We start from the raw sequence: 21,290 nt of genomic DNA on the forward strand, positions 1-21,290 counted from the left end.
GGTGGCAGCGGTCGCTAGCCGCGTCATCCGGGCAATTCGATGCGCTCGGTTTCGCCGGGGACCGTGGGCCAGTCCCGTGCCGCCCACCGGCTACGCGCCTGCTCGATCAGCTTTACGTCGCTGGCCACGAAATTCCAGTTCATCCGCCGTGGCCCGTCCAGTGGCGCACCGCCAAGCAGCACCAGGTGGCAATCGGTCTGTGCCAGCAGCGTGGGTGTTTCGCCCGCGTTCAGTACCAGCAGCGTCAGCGGCTGCACCGCTTCGTCCTCCAGTTCACCCTCGCCCTCCAGTACATACAGCGCCCGTTCCTGATGTTCGTCCGGAATCGATAGCGTGCTGCCTGCCGCCATGTGCACCTCGGCATACAGGGTGGGGGAGAGCACCGGCACCGGTGACGCCAGGCAAAAGCCCGCTCCTGCAATCAAGCGAATCCGAACCCCCAGGGCTTCGCTGACGGGCAATCGGTCCTCTGGGTGGTAGCTGTAGTGGCTCTCGCCCTGTTCGTGGCGCTGGGGCGATGCCAGCCACACTTGCAGGCCGTGCAGGCGCGAGCCGCTGGCGCGCAGGTCGTCCGGTGTGCGTTCCACATGGGCAATGGCCTTGCCGGCGGTCATCCAGCTCACGTCGCCCGGCCCCACGCGCTGGTCCGAACCCAGGCTGTCCTTGTGCAGCAGCGCGCCTTCGAACAGGTAGGTCAGGGTCGACAGGCCGATATGCGGGTGCTGGCGGATGTTCACGCCGTCACCGGGTGCGTAGGAGGTGGCCAGCATGTGGTCGAAAAACACGAAGGGCCCCACCGCACGGCATTGGCGTGACGGCAGCGGGCGCAGGATCGGCTGGCCTTCGACGTGTTCGGCGGGTGGCTTGATCACCAGGTGCGGCATGGCGAGGCTCCTGTCACTGGCTGAACGCGCCTTCGGCCAGGGTGGTGGTGATGGTGACTTCGGTGGTGGTCATCAGTTTGTGCACGGGGCAGCGATCGGCCACGCGGTGCAGTTCGGCGCGCTGTTCGGCGGTGAGCACGCCCTTGAGGGTCAGGGTCACGTTGATGGCGTATTTGCCTTTCTGCTCCTGGCTGTCATCACGCTGTATGTCGACCGAGACGCCTGTCAGGGGAATGCCTTTCTTCCGGGCGTAGTACTTGAGCGTCAGGGCCTTGCAGGCGCCCAGGGCTGCGTCGAAGTAGTCGTGGGGGGAGGGTGCGGAGTCGTCGCCGCCCAAGGCCTGGGGCAGGTCGGTGAACAGCTGATGGTCGTCGATTTGCAGGCTATGGCGGTAGCTGTCGGCGGATTCGGTGTTGAGGGTGATGGTCATCGGGCTGTCCTTGGGCGTGATGGGAACAGGCAGCATAACCTTTTCGGGAGTTGTGTCGCCTGCTTCCCGGGCTTGCCCGGGAAGCAGGCGCCGCAAAACCAAAAAAAACGGCACCCGAAGGTGCCGTTCCTTGCAGCAAGGGCGTGAGCCCTTACTTGCCCTGCCAGCGCTTGAGTACCAGCGTGGCGTTGGTGCCGCCGAAACCGAAGCTGTTGCTCATCACGGTGTCGATCTTGGCGTTTTCCTGGGTCTGGCGCAGGATCGGCATGTCGGCAACGGCTGGGTCCAGCTCGTCGATGTTGGCGGAACCGGCAATGAAGTTGCCTTCCATCATCAGCATGCAGTAGATCGCTTCGTGAACGCCAGCGGCGCCCAGGGAGTGACCCGACAGGCTCTTGGTGGAGCTGATGGCCGGGGCCTTGTCACCGAACACTTCGCGAACACCTTTCATTTCCGCGACGTCGCCGACCGGGGTCGAGGTGCCGTGGGTGTTCAGGTAATCGATAGGTGTGTCGACGGTGGACAGCGCCTGCTGCATGCAGCGGATGGCGCCTTCGCCGCTCGGGGCAACCATGTCGTAACCGTCGGAAGTGGCGCCGTAACCGACGATTTCCGCGTAGATCTTGGCGCCACGGGCCAGGGCGTGTTCCAGCTCCTCGACCACCACCATGCCGCCACCGCCGGCGATGACGAAGCCATCACGGTCGTTGTCGTAGGCGCGGGAAGCTTTTTCCGGGCTGTCGTTGCGCTTGCTGGACAGTGCGCCCATGGCGTCGAACAGGAACGACTGGCTCCAGTGCTCTTCTTCACCGCCGCCGGCGAAGACGATGTCCTGCTTGCCCATCTGGATCTGTTCCATGGCGGTACCGATGCAGTGAGCACTGGTGGCGCAGGCGGAAGCGATGGAGTAGTTCAGGCCCTTGATCTTGAAGGGGGTGGCCAGGCACGCCGACACGGTGCTGCTCATGGTGCGGGTGACGCGGTAGGGGCCGACGCGCTTGACGCCTTTCTCGCGCAGGATGTCCAGCGCTTCCATCTGGTTCAGGGTCGACGCACCGCCGGAGCCGGCGATCAGGCCGGTACGCGGGTTCGAGACCTGCTCTTCGGTCAGGCCCGAGTCCTTGATGGCATCAGCCATGGCCAGGTAGGCGTAGGCGGCGGCGTGGCCGACGAAGCGGTACACCTTGCGGTCGATCAGTTCTTCGAGGTTGAGGTCGATGGAGCCGGAAACCTGGCTGCGCAGACCCATTTCGGCATATTCCGGGTTGAAGCGGATGCCAGGGCGGTTTGCACGCAGGTTTGCGGAGACGGTGTCTTTGTCATTGCCCAAGCAGGAAACAATGCCCAGACCAGTGATAACGACGCGGCGCATGCGGATAACCCTTAGAAATTTTCGGTGGATGTGAACACGCCGACCCGGAGGCCTTCGGCGGTGTAGATCTCTTTGCCGTCAACGCTGACGGAACCGTCGGCGATGGCCAGGTTCAGCTTGCCCTTGAGGACGCGCTTGATCTGAATGTTGTACGTGACTTTCTTGGCGGTTGGCAGCACCTGGCCGAAGAACTTCACTTCGCCCGAACCCAGTGCCCGGCCACGGCCCGGCAGGCCTTGCCAGCCCAGGAAGAAACCGACCAGCTGCCACATGGCGTCGAGGCCCAGGCAACCTGGCATCACCGGATCACCTTCGAAGTGGCAGGCGAAGAACCACAGGTCCGGGTTGATATCCAGCTCGGCGACCAATTCACCTTTGCCGTACTTGCCGCCTTCGTTGCTGATGTGGACGATGCGATCGACCATCAGCATGTTACCGGCGGGCAATTGCGCGTTACCGGGGCCGAACATTTCGCCGCGGCTGCAGCTCAGTAGTTCATCCCGAGTAAAGGCGTGTTGTTTGGTCATGCGAGCTCCTCAATAGTCCCGTGTGGCAGTGGGGCAAATTCTCCCGGCCGTGCCAAAGCGATTGCGCCTTTGGCAAGGCAGCCTACACATAGACTATTGCGTTGTAGTGAAAGTCACAGCGCCAGGGACAAAGAAGTACACCTGTGCACTGAAATTTTTTATCCAGGCTGTTCATTTTGCCTGACATAACGTCTAAGACTGCCGCACTTTAACATTTATCGCCAGCCCCGGCTGCCTCTGGGGCGCATTTAGGCAGCCAGCCAGCGCTGCAGGATCTGCTTGAGATCAGTGCGCTTGAACGGTTTGGCCAGGTAATCGTTCATGCCGGCGTGCAGGCAGGCCTCGCGGTCACCCAGCAAGGCGTTGGCGGTCAGGGCGATGATGGGCAGGCGCGCATGTTCAGGCAACTGGCGAATGCGCCGAGTGGCTTCGTAACCGTCGACGATCGGCAGGCGGCAGTCCATCAGAACAGCGTCGAATGGCTGCTGGCCGACCTCATGGATGGCCTGGGCGCCGTCGCCCACCACGCACACCACGCAACCCAGGCTGCGCAGCATGGCTTCGATCACCGTCTGGTTGACCGGGTTGTCTTCCACCAGCAGCACCCGTTTGCCCACCCCCTGGGCATCGTCACCCAGGCGTGGCTCACGCAGCGGCGTGGCACTGCGCTGGCTCAGCGCCAGGGGGATTTGCAAGGTGAAGAGTGAGCCGTTGCCTTCGTGGCTTTCGGCCTGCAACGTGCCGCCCATGCGTTCGGCCAGGGTACGGGCGATGGGCAGCCCCAGGCCGGTGCCGCCATATCGGCGGCTGATGCTGCTATCAGCCTGCTGGAACGCCACGAACATGTTTTCCAGGCGCTCGGCGCTGATGCCGATGCCGGTATCGCGCACGGTGCAGGTCAACCAGATCAACTGGTGGTCCAGTACCTGCCAGTGGGCGTCGATCTGCACGCTACCCACTTCGGTGAACTTGATGGCATTGCCGATCAGGTTCACCAGGATCTGGCGAATGCGCGTGGGGTCGCCCTCGACCAGCAGTTGATCGATGCCGTGGGGCAGGTTCAGGTTCAGGCTGAGGTTGCGCGTGCTGGCGTTATGCTGAAAGGCCTGGGCACAGCTGGCCACCAGTTCGCCGAGGTTGAACGGGATGTGCTCCAGTTCCAGCGCCGCGCGCTCGATGCGCGAAAAGTCGAGAATGTCGTTGATGACCTTGAGCAAATGCTCGGTGGACTGGGTGGCCAGGGCCGCGTACTCGTGCTGCTCCTCGGTCATGGTCGTGGTTTCGAGCAATTGCAGCATGCCCAGCACGCCGTTCATGGGCGTGCGCAGTTCGTGGCTCATCATCGCCAGGAAGTCCGACTTGGCACTGTTGGCGCGCTCGGCCTGCTCGCGGGTGCTGACCAGTTGCTCGATGGTCTGGCGCTGTTCGCGGCCGGCCGCTTCCAGGCCCTTGGCCAGATTGTTGATATGCTGGGCCAGGCTGCCCAGCTCGGCGTCATCGACGACGGGCAGCGGCGCCTTGAAATCACCTTCCTGAATAGCCTTCACCGCCAGCCCCATCTGGCTGATGGGGCGCGCCAGGCTCAGTGCCAGGCGGCGTGCCAGCAGAAAACTGAACAGTAGGGCAAACAGGGCCAGCACCGCAGCCTTGAGCAGGATTTCCTGCTGGCGCTGATTGAACGCGTCGTTGGACATGCCGACGATGACCCGCCCCACGCAGTCGGGCTGGCCCACGCGCAGGTAGTTGTCATGGCCCTGGTCGGCACGCTGCAGGCGAATGCTGGCCTGGAACACCTGGACCTTGGCCCCGTGGTCCTGGTTGGCGTCCGGCTGTTCCACGTACAGCACCACCCGGTCGTTGCTGTCCTGAACTTCCAGGAAGCGCACGTGGGGAATTTCCAGGGTGGCGCGCAGCAGGCTGTCGAGCACGGTGGTGTTGTTGCTGATGACGCCGAATTCGGCCGCCGGCGCCAGTTGGTTGGCGATCAACTGGCCAGTGCGGGTCATTTCCTCATGCAGGTCATGAAGGCGCACGAAGGTGAAAAAACCAGTCAGCAGCAGCGTCAACAGCAAGGCGGGGCCCAGGCAGATCACTTGGGTGCGGCTATGGATATCCCAGCCGGGACGCCATTTCATTGGGGGCTATCTCGCACGGTGCGGCCTTGGTGGGTAAGCAAAAGCCGGACATTTTAACCGCATGTGTCAACATTTCCAGTGATGTCTACACACGCGGCTACGCTTTGCCTGCACGGGTTCGCCCGTGGGACTGGCCGCGGCGGCCATGCTCCGTATAATGCAGGCGTCGCCCACTTTTTTGGTTTTGATGGATTGGATATGACTGAACAGCAGCCTGTCGCAGTGCTGGGGGGCGGGAGTTTCGGCACCGCCGTGGCGAACTTGCTGGCCGAGAATGGCCATGCCGTGCGCCAATGGATGCGCGACCCGCAGCAGGCCGAGGCCATCCGCACCCAGCGCGAGAATCCGCGCTACCTCAAGGGCATCAGGATCCACCCCAATGTCGAGCCGGTCACCGACCTGCTGGCCACCCTGCAAGGCAGCCAGCTGATCTTCGTGGCCCTGCCTTCCAGCGCCTTGCGCAGTGTGCTGGCGCCCCACGCGCAGTTGCTGGCCGGGCGCATGCTGGTCAGCCTGACCAAGGGCATCGAAGCCCAGACGTTCAAGCTGATGAGCGAGATCCTCACCGATATCGCCCCCGCTGCGCGCATCGGCGTGCTGTCGGGGCCGAACCTGGCCCGCGAAGTGGCCGAGCATGCGCTGACCGCCACGGTGGTGGCCAGCGAGGACGAGGCGCTGTGCGCCGAGGTGCAGGCCGCGCTGCACGGGCCTACGTTTCGCGTGTACGCCAGCAGTGACCGCTTCGGCGTCGAGCTGGGCGGGGCGCTGAAGAACGTCTACGCCATCATCGCCGGCATGGCGGTGGCACTGGGCATGGGCGAGAACACCAAGAGCATGCTGATCACCCGGGCACTGGCCGAAATGACCCGCTTCGCCGTGAGCCAGGGCGCCAACCCCATGACCTTCCTGGGCCTGGCCGGGGTGGGCGACCTGATCGTCACCTGCTCCTCGCCCAAGAGCCGCAACTACCAGGTTGGCCATGCGCTGGGGCAGGGGTTGAGCCTGGAAGAAGCGGTGACGCGCCTGGGCGAAGTCGCCGAGGGCGTCAATACCCTCAAGGTGCTCAAGGCCAAGGCCCAGGAACTGAATGTGTACATGCCGCTGGTAGCCGGGTTGCACGCGATCCTGTTCGAAGGGCGTACCCTGGCCCAGGTGATCGAGCTGCTGATGCGCGCCGAACCCAAGACCGACGTCGATTTCATTTCCATCAGTGGTTTCAACTGATACGCAGGAGCAACGGACATGAGTGATTCGCCTCTCAAACCCAGCCAGGAATCGATCCTGCTGCGGGTGCTGTGGATGGTGCTGTATGTACTGGTGTGGCAAGTGGCGCAATTGCTGCTGGGCGCCGTGGTGCTGATCCAGTTGATCTACCGCCTGGTCTATGGCGCGCCGAACCTGAGCCTGATGAACTTCGGCGATAGCCTGAGCCAGTTCATGGCCCAGATCGGTCGTTTCGGCAGCTTTCATACCGAGCAGAAACCCTGGCCCTTCGCCGATTGGCCCGTTGCCCGCGCCCCGGAAGGCGAGGCGCCGCACAGCGTGCCACCGGCACCTCACCCGGCGCGCGACGAGGAGCCCAAACTGTGAAGCTATGGATCCTGCGCCATGGCGAGGCACAGGGCCATGCGGCCAGTGACAGCCTGCGCGAACTGACCGACCATGGCCGTGAACAGGTGTTGCGCAGCGCCGCGCACCTGCTGGGTGAACCGGTCACCGCCCTCTACGCCAGCCCGTATGTACGCGCCCAGCAGACCGCGGGTATCGTTCATGAAGCCCTGGCCCTGGAGCAGCCCATCGTCACCGTGCCGTGGTTGACGCCCGAGACCGACCCTGCCGAGGTGATCAGCCGGTTGGATGCGCTGGCCCAGGACAACGTACTGCTGGTCAGCCATCAGCCGTTGGTAGGTGCCCTGGTGGGCTTGCTGGAGAATGGCCACCTGAAAACCCCACGAGGTATGGACACCGCCAGCCTGGCGGTCCTGGAAGGGGAGTGGCCGCTGGCCGGCCTGCTCAGCGTCAAGGCCGTGCATCACGCCTGAGACTGATGGCGGAACGGCCAAATGCCCGCCTGGAACCGCCCCGTCGCTTGCCACCCCCGTGGGCGGCAAAGATAGTGGGGCGGTTGATTGCGGCAGCCCAGACCCCGGCATCGCCGGGCGCCAGGGCCGCCATGAATATTCCGGTACAAGGACACTTCCATGACCCTATGGCGCACCGAACCCAACCTCGCGCAGTTCAACGAGGCGCAGAAAAACACCATCGGCGAAGTACTCGACATTCGCTTCGAAGCCGTCGACGCCGAGTCGCTCACCGCCAGCATGGCCGTCGACCATCGCACTCATCAGCCCTACGGCCTGCTGCATGGCGGTGCCTCGGTGGTGCTGGCCGAAACCCTGGGCTCCATGGCCAGCTACCTGTGCATCGACCCCAGCACCCATTACTGCGTGGGGCTGGAGGTGAACGCCAACCATGTACGCGGTGTGCGCAGTGGCCGGGTCACCGGCGTGGCGCGGGCGGTTCACATCGGCCGTACCACCCACGTGTGGGACATTCGCCTGAGCGACGAGCGTGGCAAGCTCAACTGCATCTCGCGGCTGACCGTGGCCGTGGTGCCGCTGGGCGAGAACCCGCCAGGGCGGTAAGGGCCATTTCGCCGGGTCGCCTCAACGCCACCCCGCCGGGGCTCATGCATTCATGGCACGGACAACGCTGGCATGAATGCAGTTGGCGACGATACGGCTGCGCAGGCTCCAGTCGGTATTGATGATGTAGAACTTCTGGATATAGCTGTTCTCGTCCTCGGAGTGGAACCACTGGTCGATCTTGTCGCTGAAGTCGTCTGGCACGAACAGCGGCAGCGCGTACTTGGCACACTGAATGGCACGCAGCTGGCCGCCGGGCTTGTACTCTTCGGCGACGTCGTCCATGAAGGTCTTGAGGGTGGCGGCGGTGTTGGTGTTGCTGCCGCTCCAGCACTGCTTCACGCGTTCGCAGAACGGCGGGTGCCAGGCGGGGCCGTCATAGGCCAGCACCAGGTTCTTGCCTGGGTGGTTCAACCACAGGTGGACGAGGTTTTTGCCCAGTACATCGGCTGGCAGGCAGCGGTGCCCCAGGCGGTCCATGAGCATGGCCTGGAACTCCTGGTGTATGGCGGGTGTGAAGCCGTGCAGCTCGTGGAAATCGAGGACGATGATTTCCTTTTGGGTATCGGCGGCGCTGTAGAAGTCCAGCAACGGCCCGAGGAGGTCGGCTTCCAGGCTCACGCCGGTGGTGGTGAAATGCGTCAGTTGGAAGCGCCTGGGGTCGCCGACCCGGAACTGTTCACAGCACTGCACGCGCAGGTCCAGTACCCGGATGCCCCCGCGAATCTGCTTGATCAGCGACACGTCCTGAGTAACCTCGTGGGGCAGTTGCATCTGGACGTAGTGTTCTTTGTTGCTGCCCGAATCATGGCTGCCGGGCAACACCAGGTTGTCGATGGACAGGTTGCCGATGATGGCGTTGTTGCCCATCCAGGCGTGCAGACGGTCTTGATTGTTGACTCTCATGATGACCCTTCCTTGGCAATGCTCGTGAGTGGCGTATCGATGCGCGATACCCGACCATGCTAAGGCTGGGGTGGTTGCGGGCCGAGCCGGAAAGCTTGCCCCCCGGGCCGTGATGGCAATTTTGCCTTGGTGTGATTGACACAAATGCCATCGCTTCACTAGGATGGCATTCAAGCGCCGATTTAAGACAGCTACTTGCGGGGCGCAGGTGTTTCCCAGGGAAACGCCGAAATACCGCTAAAACGCTGGTTCGGTGTTGCCTCCCACCGCAGCCCAGCGGGACTTGCGAGGCTTGGAAAAACACCACCATGAGTTGCCCCCGTCCTATCGTGTGCCTGGCGCCGCTTCCGGCAAACGGTGCAGCGCGTACCCCACGCATTCTGCTGGTTGGCCAGCACCAACCCACGTTGCTGCGTTACCTCGATGGCTGGCCGCGGCGTGCAGGCAAGGCCTGTGCATCACTGATCCAGTTTGTCTCGCCCGGCGAGTCGCTGGCGCATCTGGCAAACGATCGGTTCGACCTGGCCGTGGTGCATTCGCCGCGCCCCGATCAGGCGGCCCACGTCATTGGCCACCTGACCCGGGTAGCACGTCAGGGGTTGGTGACCTTGCGTCAGGCTCGCTGATCGCGCCCAGGTTTGATAATGTGCTAGCACACTGGCGCGGGTCGCTGTCTACCCCGTGTACAGGCTGCCCAGCGCACATGCGCGGCCCTGCACCCCCGGACCTCTGCGGGGCTGCATCCAAGGACAGGGGTCCGGCGTTTGCCCTGAAGATGCAGGGCGGGTGGGCAGTGCGGCCTAAATGGAAGATCGGATAAGTGAGCGCTTAATGTCCTTGGCGAGAGAAAAGCTGTTGACCACGGCCTTGGAGCTTTTTCTGTATGAAGGTTTCCAATCCGTCGGCGTAGATCGTGTCATCAAGTGTTCCGGCATCAGTAAAATGACGCTGTACAAGTATTTCTCTTCGAAGGACGACCTGATCGAAGAGTGCCTCAAGCGTTATCACGCCGAGATCATCGCGGAGATCCAGCAGCGGGTTGCTCAGTCGCCGTTAGTCATGGAACCACAGATAGCAGGGCTGCTGGCGTGGTACCGGGCCAAATTCATCGACACCTCTGTGCGCGGCTGCCTTTTCGTCAGTGCCGCCAACCTGTACAGCGAGCCCGAGCACCCTATTCATCAGGTGTGCCAACTGCACAAGCAGACCTTGATCGAGCTCTTCTCCCGGTTACTGCAGATGTTCGGCTATGCCAACCCTCAGGCGCTGGCGCTGCAGTGCCTGATTCTGTTCGAAGGCGCGCGCAATCTCTCCGCGATCGGCATCACCGGCGACTCCCTGGATGCCGCCACCCAGGTACTGACCGTGCTATTGCAGCATCACCGCGTGGCGGTGGCGGCGTCGGCTTGAGCGTCCAAGGACCGCGGCCCACGCCAGCACCAGCGCGCAGCCACTGCCCAGGGGCCAGAGGCGCCACCTGAGGTAAGGGGGCGAGCCTGTCATGGGCACGACATCGCCACGCAGTACACCGCTCTGGAATGACGCGAGGCGGGCCTGTACATGCCCCAATGGGTCGACCAGCACGGTGATGCCGCTGTTGGTGGCCCTGACCATCCACCGCCCGCTTTCCAGCGCGCGCATTCTGGCTATCTGCAGGTGCTGGGCCGGCCCGATCGAGCGGCCGAACCAGGTATCGTTGCTGACCGTGACGATGAGTTGGCCATGGCTGGCCTGCTCGGCCGACAATTGCGGGAACACCCCTTCATAACAGATCAGCGGAGCGACGGTGATGCCTTTGGCCAGCAGCGGCGGTTGCCGGGGCGGCCCTGGGCTGAAGTTCGACATGGGCAGGTCGAACAACCCCATTACTGCCCTCAGGTATTGCTGCAGCGGCACATATTCACCAAAGGGCACCAGCTTTTGCTTGAAGTAGGTGCCGGTGCCGGCGCCGATCACCATCAGGCTGTTATAGAAACGCTGGCCCCCGTGGCCATCGGCTTGGCTCACCGGAATGCCGGTGATCAACGCCTGATGGCGGCCCTTGAACGCTTCATCCATCGCACGCAACGGTGGCCCCACGTCCTCGCGCAGCAGTGCGATGGCGTTTTCCGGCCACACCACCAAGTCGGCGTCGCCATGGGGCGCCGTCAATTGGCGATAATGGTCAAGCGTCGAACGTGCATAGGCCGGGTCCCGTTTGAGTTGCTGCGCCACATTGCCTTGCACTGCCGCTATTTTCAGTGCCGGGCCTGCCGGTCGGGTCCAGGCGTAGCCGTTGGCCAGCAAGCCCGTGGCCCAGGGTGCGACCAGCAAGGCCACCGCCGCCAGCGCTTGACGAGGGCGGCGGTGCCAGGCGCGGGCGCTGGCGAGCAGGGCGGCCGTCAGCGCCAGCGCGGTCGAAATCAGCCACACCCCGCCCAGCGGAGCCAGCGCGGCGAGGGGGCCGTCCAGCTGTGAATAGCCCAGCAGCAGCCAGGGGAAACCGCCCAGCAGCACACTGCGCAGCACTTCCATGGCCAGCCATAGCGCCGCGAAGGCCAGGGCATCAGCCACAGGGGCCTGGTCGCGCCTGAAGTAGCGCGTCCACAGATAAGCGTGCACGGCAAAAAGCAACGCTAGCCCCGCGCAAAACCCAACGGTCAGCGCGAGGGCCAGCGGCAGGGGCGCATCACCGAAATCGCGGATGCTGACGTAGACCCAACTGGTGCCTGCCCCGAAGCTGCCGAACCCATAGCACCAGCCCTGCCGGAAGGCCAGCCGGGCAGGCAGGGTTTTCAAGCCATGGTAGAACAGCGCGGTGGACAGCAGCGCCAGGGGCCAGAGATTGAAGGGCGCCAGGGCCAGCGGCATCAGTGCGCCTGCTGCCAGCGCCAGGAGATAACCGTTGCAGGGACGGCAAGTGATCGGAAACATCGAAACTCCTTGATCCAGTCGGACACCGGTAGCGGCGGCGATAGCGGCCCGATGCCAGTTCTGTTTTCAGCTAGGCTGAGGGTCTACAGGACGTTTGCAGGGTCATGATGAAAATCCACCAGATCAGAAATGCCACCCTCGTGTGTGAGCTGGCCGGTCATCGAATCCTCGTCGACCCCATGCTGGGGCAGCGGTTCGCGCACCCCCCCTTGCGGCTCTTCAGCCACTGCAGCCGAAACCCCGTGGTCGACTTGCCCAGTGAGGCCGCGGCGTTGCTGGACACGGTGACGCACTGCTTGATCACCCACTGCCAGCGAGGCCACTTCGACCATCTGGACCGGCCGGGTGCCAAATGGCTGCGTGAGCGCGGCATCCCGGTGATATGCACCCCACACGATGCACGCTACCTGGCACGCCAGGGTCTGAACGTCGAGCCATTGGCCGCCGTGCCTGGTGAGCCCGAAGGGTGGTTGGGCGGTACGGTCACCACGGTGCGCTGTACCCATGGCGTGGGCCTGATCGGCGGGTTCATGGAACACGGTGTCGGCTATTTCCTGCAGATGCCGGGCGAACCCAGCCTGTACCTGGCAGGCGATACCGTGTTGACCGACACGGTGCGAGATTTCGTCCTCCAGCACCAACCGCAGGTCTCGGTGATCCCGGCCGGCGGTGCACAGTTGGACATCGGCAGCGAAATCATCATGGGCATCGACGAAGCGCTGCAGTTCGCTCAGCTGGCTACCGGCCAGGTGGTAGCCAACCACCTGGAGGCCCTCAATCATTGCCCGGTCACCCGACGCGAACTGGCTGCCCGGGCCGAACAGGTCGGCCTGGGCGAGCGCTTGCATATTCCGGCCGATGGTCAGGCACTGGCATTCAATTATCCAATTTCCCGGCAGGTACCGCCTGTGTGGCAGGCGTCGGCTGCGGCGCCCCCTGCGCCTTGCCGCACGCGTGGGTCCGTGGCGCCGTAGATGTCCATGATGGTCACCCCCAGCTTGCCGAAAAGCTCGATGATGGCCGGGTCCAGCTTCAGCGACGACGACGGTGGTGGGCATTGGCAACCCCCTTGCTGACCAGCTCGATGATCGGCGTGTCGCTGCCCGCCTGGGCGAGGTGGACCTTGCCCCAGGGGTCGATCTGCTGAAAGCGGGTATTGATCGTGTCCATTACGGTTCTCGCACAGTGCAGCTTCCAGCGGCTTCAGGAAGCTGCGGAAAGTGTTGTTTTTAGTGTGTAAGGCGCCAGTACAGCGTTTGCCAGGCCACGGGGCTGGCGGGCCAAGGCCCGCCTACCCGTGCGGCGGCTAGATGGCAGGGCCTGGGGCAAGGCGGCCAAGCGTGTACAAGTGATGGTCCAGCATCGCGCCACGATCGCCGGTGCGCAGCCAGCGGCGTTCACCATCACGCAGGGTGGCCTGGAAGTTTTCCCAGGTCGCCTCGGGATTTTTCCAGTACCCATCCGCCACGGTGGGACCCGCCACCCAGATTTCGCCCACCTGGCCTTCGCGCAGCGGCTCGCGCGTGTGCGGGTCGACAATGCACAGCGTTGCCTGCGCCGCTGGCATGCCGCTGCTGAGCAATACAATGCCCTGGCCTGAGGCAGCGGGTTGCAAGCGGCCTGCATCGAGTTGGTCGCGGTCGACCACCAGGCGATGGGGTGGCCGGTGCGGCGTGCTGGCGGTGACGGCGCCGCTGCTTTCGCCTGGCTCGTAGGCGGTGAAGAAGACCTTGCCCGGCCACCCCATGGGGGTGAAGCATGCGTCGAACGCGGCCATGGCGGCGGGGGGAAGCAGTTCGTCGCCGGTCGCGGCCAGGCGCCAGCAGGACAGGTCCAGTGGTGCGGACCGTTCAGAATGCTCGGTGCTGCACCGGGCGTAGAGCCAGGCGGGTGCGCTGGCCAGGGTTGCCCGCCGTGCGCAGATCGTCTCCAGCCAGCGCCATGGGCGTTGCGCCACGGCACCTGCGCAGAGCAGGTGGGCGGGATAGCCACTGTACAAAGGCTGCAACAATTCCCGCGTCAGGTGCATCGGGTGGTCAGCGGGCAGGCAGGCGACGGCGATGTCTTCAGGCGTGACGGCCATGGCCTGATGGCGCGTCTGCAAGCCTGCCATGAGGTTGCCGTGCTGAATACGCACGCCACGGGTGGCGTCAGCGGCCGTGGGGGCGAATTGCAGCAGGGCCAGTGTATGGGGCTGAACATCGGGTGCCAGCCACGCGTCGGCATCCGTCAGGGGCAGGCGGTCAATGTTCACGATCATCGCGGCGGTGCGGCTGACGGCACGCCAGGCGGCCTGGCGCATCTGCTTGCGGGCAGCATGGGCGCAGATGAGGATCCGGGGGCCCACCGTGTCGATCAGGCGCAGTGTGCCGGCTGGGCACAGGTCGCCGCTGGGCTGGCTGATGGGTACCGCGGTGACGCGGGCGTACCAGCACCCCAGCAACGCCACCAGATAGTCAGGGCCTGGGGGGAGCATGATCACCGCCCGGGTGCCCACGCACCGCTGTTGTTGCAAGCGCTGGGCCAGTGCTCGCGCATGCCGGTCCAGTTGGCCATAGGTAAAGGTCACCACCGCCCCCCTGTCGGTAGTCAGGCTCATGGCCAACCGATCCGGTGTTTGCACGGCGCGCCAGCGCAGTACATCGACGAGGGTCTGGCCGGCGTGCGCGGGTACCTGCGGGCGCAACTCGGGCAAGAGGGAGCCGGTGTATGTCACGTCCATGTGGAGCATCTCGGAAGATAAAGTGCCGCGATTGTACAGACCGTTCTGTATATGTAAAGATGATCTGGATTCAGATGTCATCATCTTTGGCGCTCCCGTCACGCTACCGGCATCGGCTTCCATGAGGTAGGCGGCGAGAGTGAAGTCTGCGCGCAGGCAGGGGGGCCTAAGCCCTCCACCCACCGTTTTTCAGGGAATGAACAATGCAAATGGAATGTTTCGTCACCGGCGGCAGCGGTTTCATCGGCCAGCACTTGCTGGCGCACCTCACGGCCCGGGGGCACCGCTGCCAGGTGCTGATGCGCTCGGCCCAGGCCCAGGGGCGGTTAGCCGAGCAGGTGGGTTTGCTGGGCGGGGAGGCTTCGCGGTTGGTGTTTGTGCGGGGTGACATCAGCCAACCGGGGTTGGGCCTAAGTACCGCCGACCAGCAAGGCATGGCCAGCGTGCGGCTGGTGTTTCACCTGGCGGTGCAGTTTGCCTGGGGGCTGACCCTGGATCAGGCGCGGGCGGTGAATGTTCAGGGCCCGTTGAACGTTGCCCGCTGGGCAGCCGAACGAGGGTGCCGATTGCTCATGGTGGGGGGCTACATGCTGGAAAACCATGAGCACATGAATGCATTGGGTATCGACCTCGAGTCGGTTGACGCTACGGATTGGCCTCGTGTGTATCGGCGAGCCGGTGGTTACGAAGGCAGCAAGATGGAAGCCCATTTCGCTGTGCTTCAGTACCTGCGGCAGGTGGGCGGCCACTACACCATTGTGCACCCTGCCACGGTCTGCGGTCACAGCCGCACGGGGCACATCCTGGCCGGGCAGCCGCTGGTCGCGCTGATGCGCAACCTGGCCGGTGGCCGGCTCAAGGCCATCCCGGGTTCCCCTGACCATTGGTTGCCGCTGGTCAGTGTCGATTACCTGGTGGCCTTGATGGGCGCCGTGGCCATCGACCCCGACATGGTCAACCAGCAGGTGCTGGCACTGGATGCCGATACCCCCGCCCTGGGCGGTTTGCTGGAGCGCGTCGCGCCGACCCTGGGGGTGCGGGCGCCGCATCGGTACGTCGCGTTGGGGGTGCTCAGGGGGTTGTTGAGGGTGCCGGGTGTGTCAGCTTTGCTCAAGACCAGCCCCGAATCGCTGGACTTCATTCAGACCACGCGTTTCGACATGAGCAACACGCGGCGATTGGACCGCCGCTACGCGCTGCGCCACCCGGACATCGGCCTGGCCCTGGACAATACCGCCCGCTTTGTCCGGCATTCATTGCTGGCTTGAAGCAAAGCGCCAGGAGTGCCGCTTGCACGTTCTGGTGGGAGCGTAGCTTGCTAGCGAAAAAGGCAGCGCGGTGTACCTGATGGACCGCGTTGCACCCTTCGCCAGCAAGCTTTGCTCCTACAGGTTGCGTCACCTGGCGCTCCTTGGTGTCCTGGTGGGAGCGTAGCTTGCTAGCGAAAACGGCAGCGCGGTGTACCTGATGGGCCGTGTTGTGTCCTTCGCCAGCAAGCTGTGCTCCCACAGGCTGCATCAGCCTGGCGGTCCTTGGTGTCCTGGTGGGAGCGTAGCTTGCTAGCGAAAAAGGCAGCGCGGTGTACCTGATGGACCGCGTTGCACCCTTCGCCAGCAAGCTGTGCTCCCATAGGCCCGCGTCAGCCTGGCGGTCCTTGGTGTCCTGGTGGGAGCGTAGCTTGCTAGCGAAAAAGGCAGCGCGGTGTACCTGATGGGCCGTGTTGTGCCCTTCGCCAGCAAGCTGTGCTCCTACAGGTTGCGTCAGCCTGGCGGTCCTTGGTGTCCTGGTGGGAGCGTAGCTTGCTAGCGAAAAAGGCAGCGCGGTGTACCTGATGGGCCGTGTTGTTCCCTTCGCCAGCAAGCTGTGCTCCTACAGGTTGCGGCACCTGGCGCTCCTTGGTGTCCTGGTGGGAGCGTAGCTTGCTAGCGAAAAAGGCAGCGCGGTGTACCTGATGGGCCGTGTTGTGCCCTTCGCCAGCAAGCTGTGCTCCCATAGGCCCGCGTCAGCCTGGCGGTCCTTGGTGTCCTGGTGGGAGCGTAGCTTGCTAGCGAAAAAGGCAGCGCGGTGTACCTGATGGGCCGTGTTGTTCCCTTCGCCAGCAAGCTGTGCTCCTACAGGTTGCGGCACCTGGCGCTCCTTGGTGTCCTGGTGGGAGCGTAGCTTGCTAGCGAAAAAGGCAGCGCGGTGTACCTGATGGGCCGTGTTGTGCCCTTCGCCAGCAAGCTGTGCTCCTACAGGTTGCGTCAGCCTGGCGGTCCTTGGTGTCCTGGTGGGAGCGTAGCTTGCTAGCGAAAAAGGCAGCGCGGTGTACCTGATGGGCCGTGTTGTTCCCTTCGCCAGCAAGCTGTGGTCCTACAGGTTGCGGCACCTGGCGCTCCTTGGTGTCCTGGTGGGAGCGTAGCTTGCTAGCGAAAAAGGCAGCGCGGTGTACCTGATGGGCCGTGTTGTGCCCTTCGCCAGCAAGCTGTGCTCCCATAGGCCCGCGTCAGCCTGGCGGTCCTTGGTGTCCTGGTGGGAGCGTAGCTTGCTAGCGAAAAAGGCAGCGCGGTGTACCTGATGGGCCGTGTTGTTCCCTTCGCCAGCAAGCTGTGCTCCTACAGGTTGCGGCACCTGGCGCTCCTTGGTGTCCTGGTGGGAGCGTAGCTTGCTAGCGAAAAAGGCAGCGCGGTGTACCTGATGGGCCGTGTTATGCCCTTCGCCAGCAAGCTGTGCTCCTACAGGTTGCGTCACCTGGCGCTCCTTGGTGTCCTGGTAAGAGCGTAGCTTGCTAGCGAAAAAGGCAGCGCGGTGTACCTGATGGGCCGTGTTGTGCCCTTCGCCAGCGAGCTGTGCTCCTACAGGTTGCGTCAGCCTGGCGGTCCTTGGTGTCCTGGTGGGAGCGTAGCTTGCTAGCGAAAAAGGCAGCGCGGTGTACCTGATGGACCGTGTTGTGCCCTTCGCCAGCAAGCTGTGCTCCCACAGGCTGCATCAGCCTCAATCCGATGGGTGGCGCTTCCTCGAAGGGTGCCCGGACTGCCGACGCGGCCTGCAGAGTCACCCTTCGTAAGTGATGCTGTTCACGTACCAGGTGGCTTCACCCGAGGGGGTCTGGACGCGTACTTCATCATCCTGCTCTTTCTTCAGAAGGGCGCGCGCCATGGGCGAGTCGATGGAAATGTAGTCGTTGCGGCCGTAGATCTCGTCGTAGCCCACGATGCGGAATTTTTTCGTTTCCCCTTCCTCGTTTTCAATCTCGACCCACGCGCCAAAGAACACCTTGCCCTCTTGCTCGGGGGCGTAGTCGACCACCTTGACGTCCTCCAGGCGCTTGCGCAGGTAACGCACCCGGCGGTCGATCTCGCGCAGCAGTTTTTTGTTGTACTGGTAATCGGCGTTCTCGCTACGGTCACCCAGCGACGCTGCCCACGCCACCTTCTGGGTAATTTCCGGACGGTACACGCGCCACAGGTGGTCAAGTTCGCTCTTGAGCGCCTCATGGCCTTTGCGGGTGATGATGTTGGTGGCCAACGCTTTCTCCTGACTGTGATAAATACCGGCTGGCCCAGCACGGGCGCTGGCTCAACTGTCGCGCAACACGGCCAGCGGGCTGGCGTTCAAGGCACGGCGGGTCCCAAATACCCCCGCACCACCAATCAGCAGCGCCCCCACCAGCGGTAGCAGCAGCAACCAGGGGTGCGGGTGCCACTGCAGATTGAAGGCATAGCGGTACAGCACCAGGCTGATCAGTTCGGTGCCTACCGCCGCCAGCAAGCCGCTGGCCGCCCCCAGCAGCCCGAATTCGATGCGCCGCGCCTTGACCAGCAGCCGGCGCTCGGCGCCCAGGGCGCGCAGCAGGGCGCCTTGACGGATGCGTTCGTCCAGCGTGGCCTGCAGGCCGGAGAACAGCACGGCCATGCCCGCGGCCAGCACGAACAGCAGCACATACTCCACCGCCAGGGTGACCTGGGCGAGAATGCTACGCAGTTGCTCCAGCAACGCCTCGACCTGCAGCAAGGTCACGGCGGGGAAGGCTCGGGCCAGTTCCACTACCTGCTGGTCGTGCCCTGGGGCCAGGTAGAAGCTGGTCAGGTAGGTGGTGGGCAGGTCGGTAAGGGTGCCAGGCTGGAAAATCATGTAGAAGTTGGGCTGAAAGCTGTCCCAATGCACGTCCCGCAGGCTGGTGACTTTGGCCTGGCGCTCGCTGCCGCCGATGTTGAAGGTCAGGGTGTCGCCCAGTTTGAGTTTCAGGCTGTCGGCCAGCTTGGCCTCCACTGATACGCCCGGCAGGCCGGCTTCCGGGCTGGCGCCCCACCATTGGCCCAGGCTGAGGCTGTTGCCCGGCGGCACGTCGGCCGACCAGGTCAGGCTCAGGTCGCGTTCCGTGGCCTGCTCGCCGCGTGAGTCCCTGGTCACCAGTTGACGCACCGCTTCGCCGTTGACGGCGGTCAGGCGCCCTGGGATCACCGGGTAAAGGGGCGCCGAGCGGGCGGAGTAGCTACTCAGGCGCTGGGCGAAACTGTCCTTTTCGGCTGGCAGGATATTGAGCGCGAAATAGTTCGGGGCGTCCTTGGGCAATTGGTTCTGCCAGGTGTCCAGCAGTTCGCCGCGCAGCAGGGCGATCAGGGCCATGGACAGTAGAATCAGGCCGAACGCCAGGGACTGACCCGCCGCCGCCAGGGGGTGACGCAACAGCTGCCCCAGGCCCAGGCGCCAGGGCAGGGTGGCGCCCGCCAGCAACCGCCGCAGGCTTTGCAGTCCCAGCAGCAACACGCCGCCCAGCAGTACCGCCGCCACCAGGCCGCCGGCCAGCAGCGCGAAGGTCAGCAGCAGGTCCAGGCTCAAGCGCCACATGATCAGGCCCAGGGCCAGTACCGCCAAGCCGTACACCAACCAGGTGCTTGGGGGAACGGGCAGCAGGTCGCGGCGCAGTACCCGCAGCGGCGGCACCCGGCCCAGGGCGGCCAGCGGCGGCAAGGCGAAGCCGGCCAGGGCCACCAGCCCGGTACCGATACCGGCCAGTGCCGGCAGCACGCCGCCGCCTGGCACCAGGCTGGGCAGCAGGCCCTGGAGCAGTTTGAACAGCCCCAGCTGCGCCAGCCAGCCCAGTACTGCGCCACTGACGCAGGCCAGCACGCCAAGCACGGTCAGTTGAATGCAGAACGACAGCAGCACTTCCCCACGCGACAGGCCCAGGCAGCGCAGCAACGCGCTGGCATCGAAGCGCCGGCTGGCAAAGCGGCTGGCCGACAGGGCCACTGCCACGCCGGACAACAGCACCGCCACCAGGCTGGCCATGTTCAGGTAGCGCTCAGCCTTGCTCAGGGCGCCGCCGATCTGCTGGTTGCCGTCCCGCGCATCCTGCAGCCGCTGGTTGGGTGCCAGGCCCGCGTGCACGGTCTGGGCGTAGGCGGCCAGGGCCGTGGGCTTGCCGCTCCACAGTTCACGGAAGGTGACGCGGCTGCCGGGCTGGATCACGCCGGTGGCCGCCAGGTCAGCCTCGTTGATCATGACCCGAGGGGTCAGGCTGTAGAAGTTGCCGGCGCGGTCAGGCTCATAGGTCAGCACCCGCGCCAGGCGCAGGGTCTTGTTGCCTACATCGATGCTGTCACCGATCTTCAGGTTCAGTGCCGCCAGCAACCGCGACTCCACCCAGGCCTGCCCGGGCTCGGGGCGCCCACCGGCGGCTTCTTCGCCATAGGGCTGGGCAGCGCTCTTGAGCTGGCCGCGCAGGGGGTAATTGTCATCCACCGCCTTGATGCTCGACAGCTGGATACCGTTGTCGGTGGCCACCACGCTGGCGAACTCCACGACCCGCGCATGGTTCAGGGCTTGCTCGCGGCCCAGGCGTATTTGCTCCGGGCGCGCAGGCGTCGTGCCTTGCAGCACCAGGTCGGCACCGAGAAACTCGGTGGCGCGCAGCAGCATCGCGGCGTTCAGGCGAGCACCGAAATAGCCGATGGCAGTGCTGGCGGCCACGGCCACCAGCAGGGCGAAAAACAGCACGCGCAATTCACCGGCGCGGGCATCGCGCAGCAACTGGCGCACCGACAGCGCCATCAGGCGCGGGAGTGGCAAACCAGCCATCATGGCTCCAGGGGGCCGACCAGGCGGCCGGCATCGAGGCGGATCAGGCGCCGACAGCGGTGTGCCAGGCGTTCATCGTGGGTCACCAGCACCAGGGTGGTACCGCGTTCCTTGTTCAGTTCGAACAGCAGGTCGCTGATGCGCTCCCCGGTGTGGCTGTCGAGGTTGCCGGTAGGCTCATCGGCGAACAGCACGTCAGGTTCGGCCGCGAAGGCACGGGCAATGGCTACCCGTTGCTGCTCACCGCCGGACAGTTGGCGGGGGGCGTGGCTCAGGCGCTGGCCCAGGCCCACTCGCTCCAGCAAGCCGCGGGCAATGTCGCGAGCGTCGGCACGGCCGTCGAGCTCCAGCGGCAGCATGACGTTTTCCAGTGCGTTGAGGCTGTCCAGCAACTGGAAGGACTGGAACACGAAGCCCACGTGCTCGGCCCGCACCCGGGCGCGCTGGTCTTCATCCAGTTGGCTGAGGTCGCGCCCGGCCAGGGTCACGTTGCCGCCGCTGGGCAGGTCCAAGCCGGCCAGCAAGCCCAGCAAGGTGGATTTGCCAGAGCCCGAAGCGCCGACGATGGCCAGGCTGTCGCCCTTGTTCAGGTCCAGTGACAATTCATGAAGGATGGTGAGTTCACCTTCCGCGCTGGGAACCACTTTGCTAAGGTTCTGAGCTTTGAGGATGCTTGGGCCCATGGAGAATCCG

Annotated in this window: 20 protein-coding genes; 8 read left to right on the top strand and 12 right to left on the bottom strand. The window is 64.3% G+C overall.

Going from position 1 to position 21,290, the window contains the following annotated elements; translation table 11 throughout:
* Window positions 1-23 precede the first annotated feature (23 nt).
* The 5 genes from QBK88_RS03720 to QBK88_RS03740 form a co-directional block, all read right to left on the bottom strand.
* Window positions 24-884, bottom strand: a complete 861-nt coding sequence (locus QBK88_RS03720; protein WP_277960963.1) for a pirin family protein — start codon at window positions 882-884, stop codon at window positions 24-26.
* 13 nt (window positions 885-897) lie between these two features.
* Entirely contained in the window at window positions 898-1,314 is a 417-nt protein-coding gene (locus tag QBK88_RS03725; protein ID WP_268144204.1) for an OsmC family protein, read from the bottom strand.
* A gap of 151 nt (window positions 1,315-1,465) precedes the next feature.
* Entirely contained in the window at window positions 1,466-2,686 is a 1,221-nt protein-coding gene (fabB, locus tag QBK88_RS03730) for a beta-ketoacyl-ACP synthase I (RefSeq protein WP_158154791.1), read from the bottom strand.
* Window positions 2,687-2,697: 11 nt separating this feature from the next.
* Window positions 2,698-3,213: a 3-hydroxyacyl-[acyl-carrier-protein] dehydratase FabA gene (gene fabA / locus QBK88_RS03735; RefSeq protein WP_268144202.1), complete on the bottom strand. Its 516-nt coding sequence runs from the start codon at window positions 3,211-3,213 to the stop codon at window positions 2,698-2,700.
* Between the two features lie 248 nt (window positions 3,214-3,461).
* The gene (locus tag QBK88_RS03740; RefSeq protein WP_277960964.1) at window positions 3,462-5,348 is read right to left on the bottom strand and encodes a response regulator; all 1,887 of its coding nucleotides are present in this window, start codon (window positions 5,346-5,348) and stop codon (window positions 3,462-3,464) included.
* 198 nt (window positions 5,349-5,546) lie between these two features.
* Here QBK88_RS03740 and QBK88_RS03745 point away from each other — a divergent pair, with 198 nt between their 5' ends.
* The 4 genes from QBK88_RS03745 (at window position 5,547) to QBK88_RS03760 (ending at window position 7,993) form a co-directional block, all read left to right on the top strand.
* Window positions 5,547-6,572 carry an NAD(P)H-dependent glycerol-3-phosphate dehydrogenase gene (locus QBK88_RS03745; RefSeq protein ID WP_277960965.1) on the top strand — a complete coding sequence of 342 codons (1,026 nt, stop codon included), beginning with the start codon at window positions 5,547-5,549 and terminating at the stop codon, window positions 6,570-6,572.
* 18 nt (window positions 6,573-6,590) lie between these two features.
* Window positions 6,591-6,938, top strand: a complete 348-nt coding sequence (locus tag QBK88_RS03750; RefSeq protein WP_277960966.1) for a DUF4389 domain-containing protein — start codon at window positions 6,591-6,593, stop codon at window positions 6,936-6,938.
* Window positions 6,935-7,390 carry a phosphohistidine phosphatase SixA gene (sixA, locus tag QBK88_RS03755; RefSeq protein ID WP_268144194.1) on the top strand — a complete coding sequence of 152 codons (456 nt, stop codon included), beginning with the start codon at window positions 6,935-6,937 and terminating at the stop codon, window positions 7,388-7,390. The genes QBK88_RS03750 and sixA overlap by 4 nt, the downstream gene beginning before the upstream one ends.
* Before the next feature lie 159 nt (window positions 7,391-7,549).
* The gene (locus tag QBK88_RS03760; protein ID WP_268144193.1) at window positions 7,550-7,993 is read left to right on the top strand and encodes a hotdog fold thioesterase; all 444 of its coding nucleotides are present in this window, start codon (window positions 7,550-7,552) and stop codon (window positions 7,991-7,993) included.
* Between the two features lie 42 nt (window positions 7,994-8,035).
* On the opposite strand, the gene QBK88_RS03765 is transcribed toward QBK88_RS03760, so the two are convergent.
* Window positions 8,036-8,899, bottom strand: coding sequence for a hypothetical protein (locus QBK88_RS03765; protein WP_277960967.1), 864 nt, complete (start codon window positions 8,897-8,899; stop codon window positions 8,036-8,038).
* 308 nt (window positions 8,900-9,207) lie between these two features.
* On the opposite strand from QBK88_RS03765, the gene QBK88_RS03770 reads away from it, so the two are divergent.
* Both QBK88_RS03770 and QBK88_RS03775 read left to right on the top strand, forming a co-directional pair.
* Entirely contained in the window at window positions 9,208-9,525 is a 318-nt protein-coding gene (locus tag QBK88_RS03770) for a hypothetical protein (protein WP_277960968.1), read from the top strand.
* Window positions 9,526-9,754: 229 nt separating this feature from the next.
* Window positions 9,755-10,309: a TetR/AcrR family transcriptional regulator gene (locus QBK88_RS03775; protein ID WP_277960969.1), complete on the top strand. Its 555-nt coding sequence runs from the start codon at window positions 9,755-9,757 to the stop codon at window positions 10,307-10,309.
* On the opposite strand, the gene lnt is transcribed toward QBK88_RS03775, so the two are convergent.
* Complete coding sequence (gene lnt / locus QBK88_RS03780) at window positions 10,268-11,812, bottom strand: apolipoprotein N-acyltransferase (RefSeq protein ID WP_277960970.1); 1,545 nt, start codon at window positions 11,810-11,812, stop codon at window positions 10,268-10,270. The two genes, QBK88_RS03775 and lnt, sit on opposite strands and share 42 nt — an antisense overlap.
* A 104-nt stretch (window positions 11,813-11,916) precedes the next feature.
* On the opposite strand from lnt, the gene QBK88_RS03785 reads away from it, so the two are divergent.
* Entirely contained in the window at window positions 11,917-12,786 is an 870-nt protein-coding gene (locus QBK88_RS03785) for an MBL fold metallo-hydrolase (RefSeq protein WP_277960971.1), read from the top strand.
* Between the two features lie 58 nt (window positions 12,787-12,844).
* Here the strand turns inward: QBK88_RS03785 and QBK88_RS03790 are convergent, their stop codons facing one another.
* Both QBK88_RS03790 and QBK88_RS03795 read right to left on the bottom strand, forming a co-directional pair.
* Window positions 12,845-12,982, bottom strand: a complete 138-nt coding sequence (locus QBK88_RS03790; RefSeq protein WP_277960972.1) for a hypothetical protein — start codon at window positions 12,980-12,982, stop codon at window positions 12,845-12,847.
* Between the two features lie 136 nt (window positions 12,983-13,118).
* The gene (locus tag QBK88_RS03795; protein ID WP_277960973.1) at window positions 13,119-14,534 is read right to left on the bottom strand and encodes an AMP-binding protein; all 1,416 of its coding nucleotides are present in this window, start codon (window positions 14,532-14,534) and stop codon (window positions 13,119-13,121) included.
* Between the two features lie 203 nt (window positions 14,535-14,737).
* On the opposite strand from QBK88_RS03795, the gene QBK88_RS03800 reads away from it, so the two are divergent.
* Complete coding sequence (locus tag QBK88_RS03800; protein ID WP_277960974.1) at window positions 14,738-15,802, top strand: SDR family oxidoreductase; 1,065 nt, start codon at window positions 14,738-14,740, stop codon at window positions 15,800-15,802.
* A 1,765-nt stretch (window positions 15,803-17,567) separates the two neighbouring features.
* On the opposite strand, the gene greB is transcribed toward QBK88_RS03800, so the two are convergent.
* Genes greB through QBK88_RS03815 form a run of 3 tightly spaced genes read right to left on the bottom strand, consistent with a single transcriptional unit; the run spans window position 17,568 to window position 21,280 of the window.
* The gene (greB, locus tag QBK88_RS03805; protein ID WP_268144167.1) at window positions 17,568-18,041 is read right to left on the bottom strand and encodes a transcription elongation factor GreB; all 474 of its coding nucleotides are present in this window, start codon (window positions 18,039-18,041) and stop codon (window positions 17,568-17,570) included.
* A 51-nt stretch (window positions 18,042-18,092) separates the two neighbouring features.
* Window positions 18,093-20,597: an ABC transporter permease gene (locus tag QBK88_RS03810; protein WP_277960975.1), complete on the bottom strand. Its 2,505-nt coding sequence runs from the start codon at window positions 20,595-20,597 to the stop codon at window positions 18,093-18,095.
* On the bottom strand, window positions 20,597-21,280 hold the full coding sequence (locus tag QBK88_RS03815) for an ABC transporter ATP-binding protein (RefSeq protein ID WP_268144165.1): 684 nt from the start codon (window positions 21,278-21,280) through the stop codon (window positions 20,597-20,599). The genes QBK88_RS03810 and QBK88_RS03815 overlap by 1 nt, the downstream gene beginning before the upstream one ends.
* Window positions 21,281-21,290 lie beyond the last annotated feature (10 nt).

It is taken from the genome of Pseudomonas sp. RIT-To-2 (assembly GCF_029623465.1).
Taxonomy (GTDB): Bacteria; Pseudomonadota; Gammaproteobacteria; order Pseudomonadales; family Pseudomonadaceae; genus Aquipseudomonas; species Aquipseudomonas silvicola.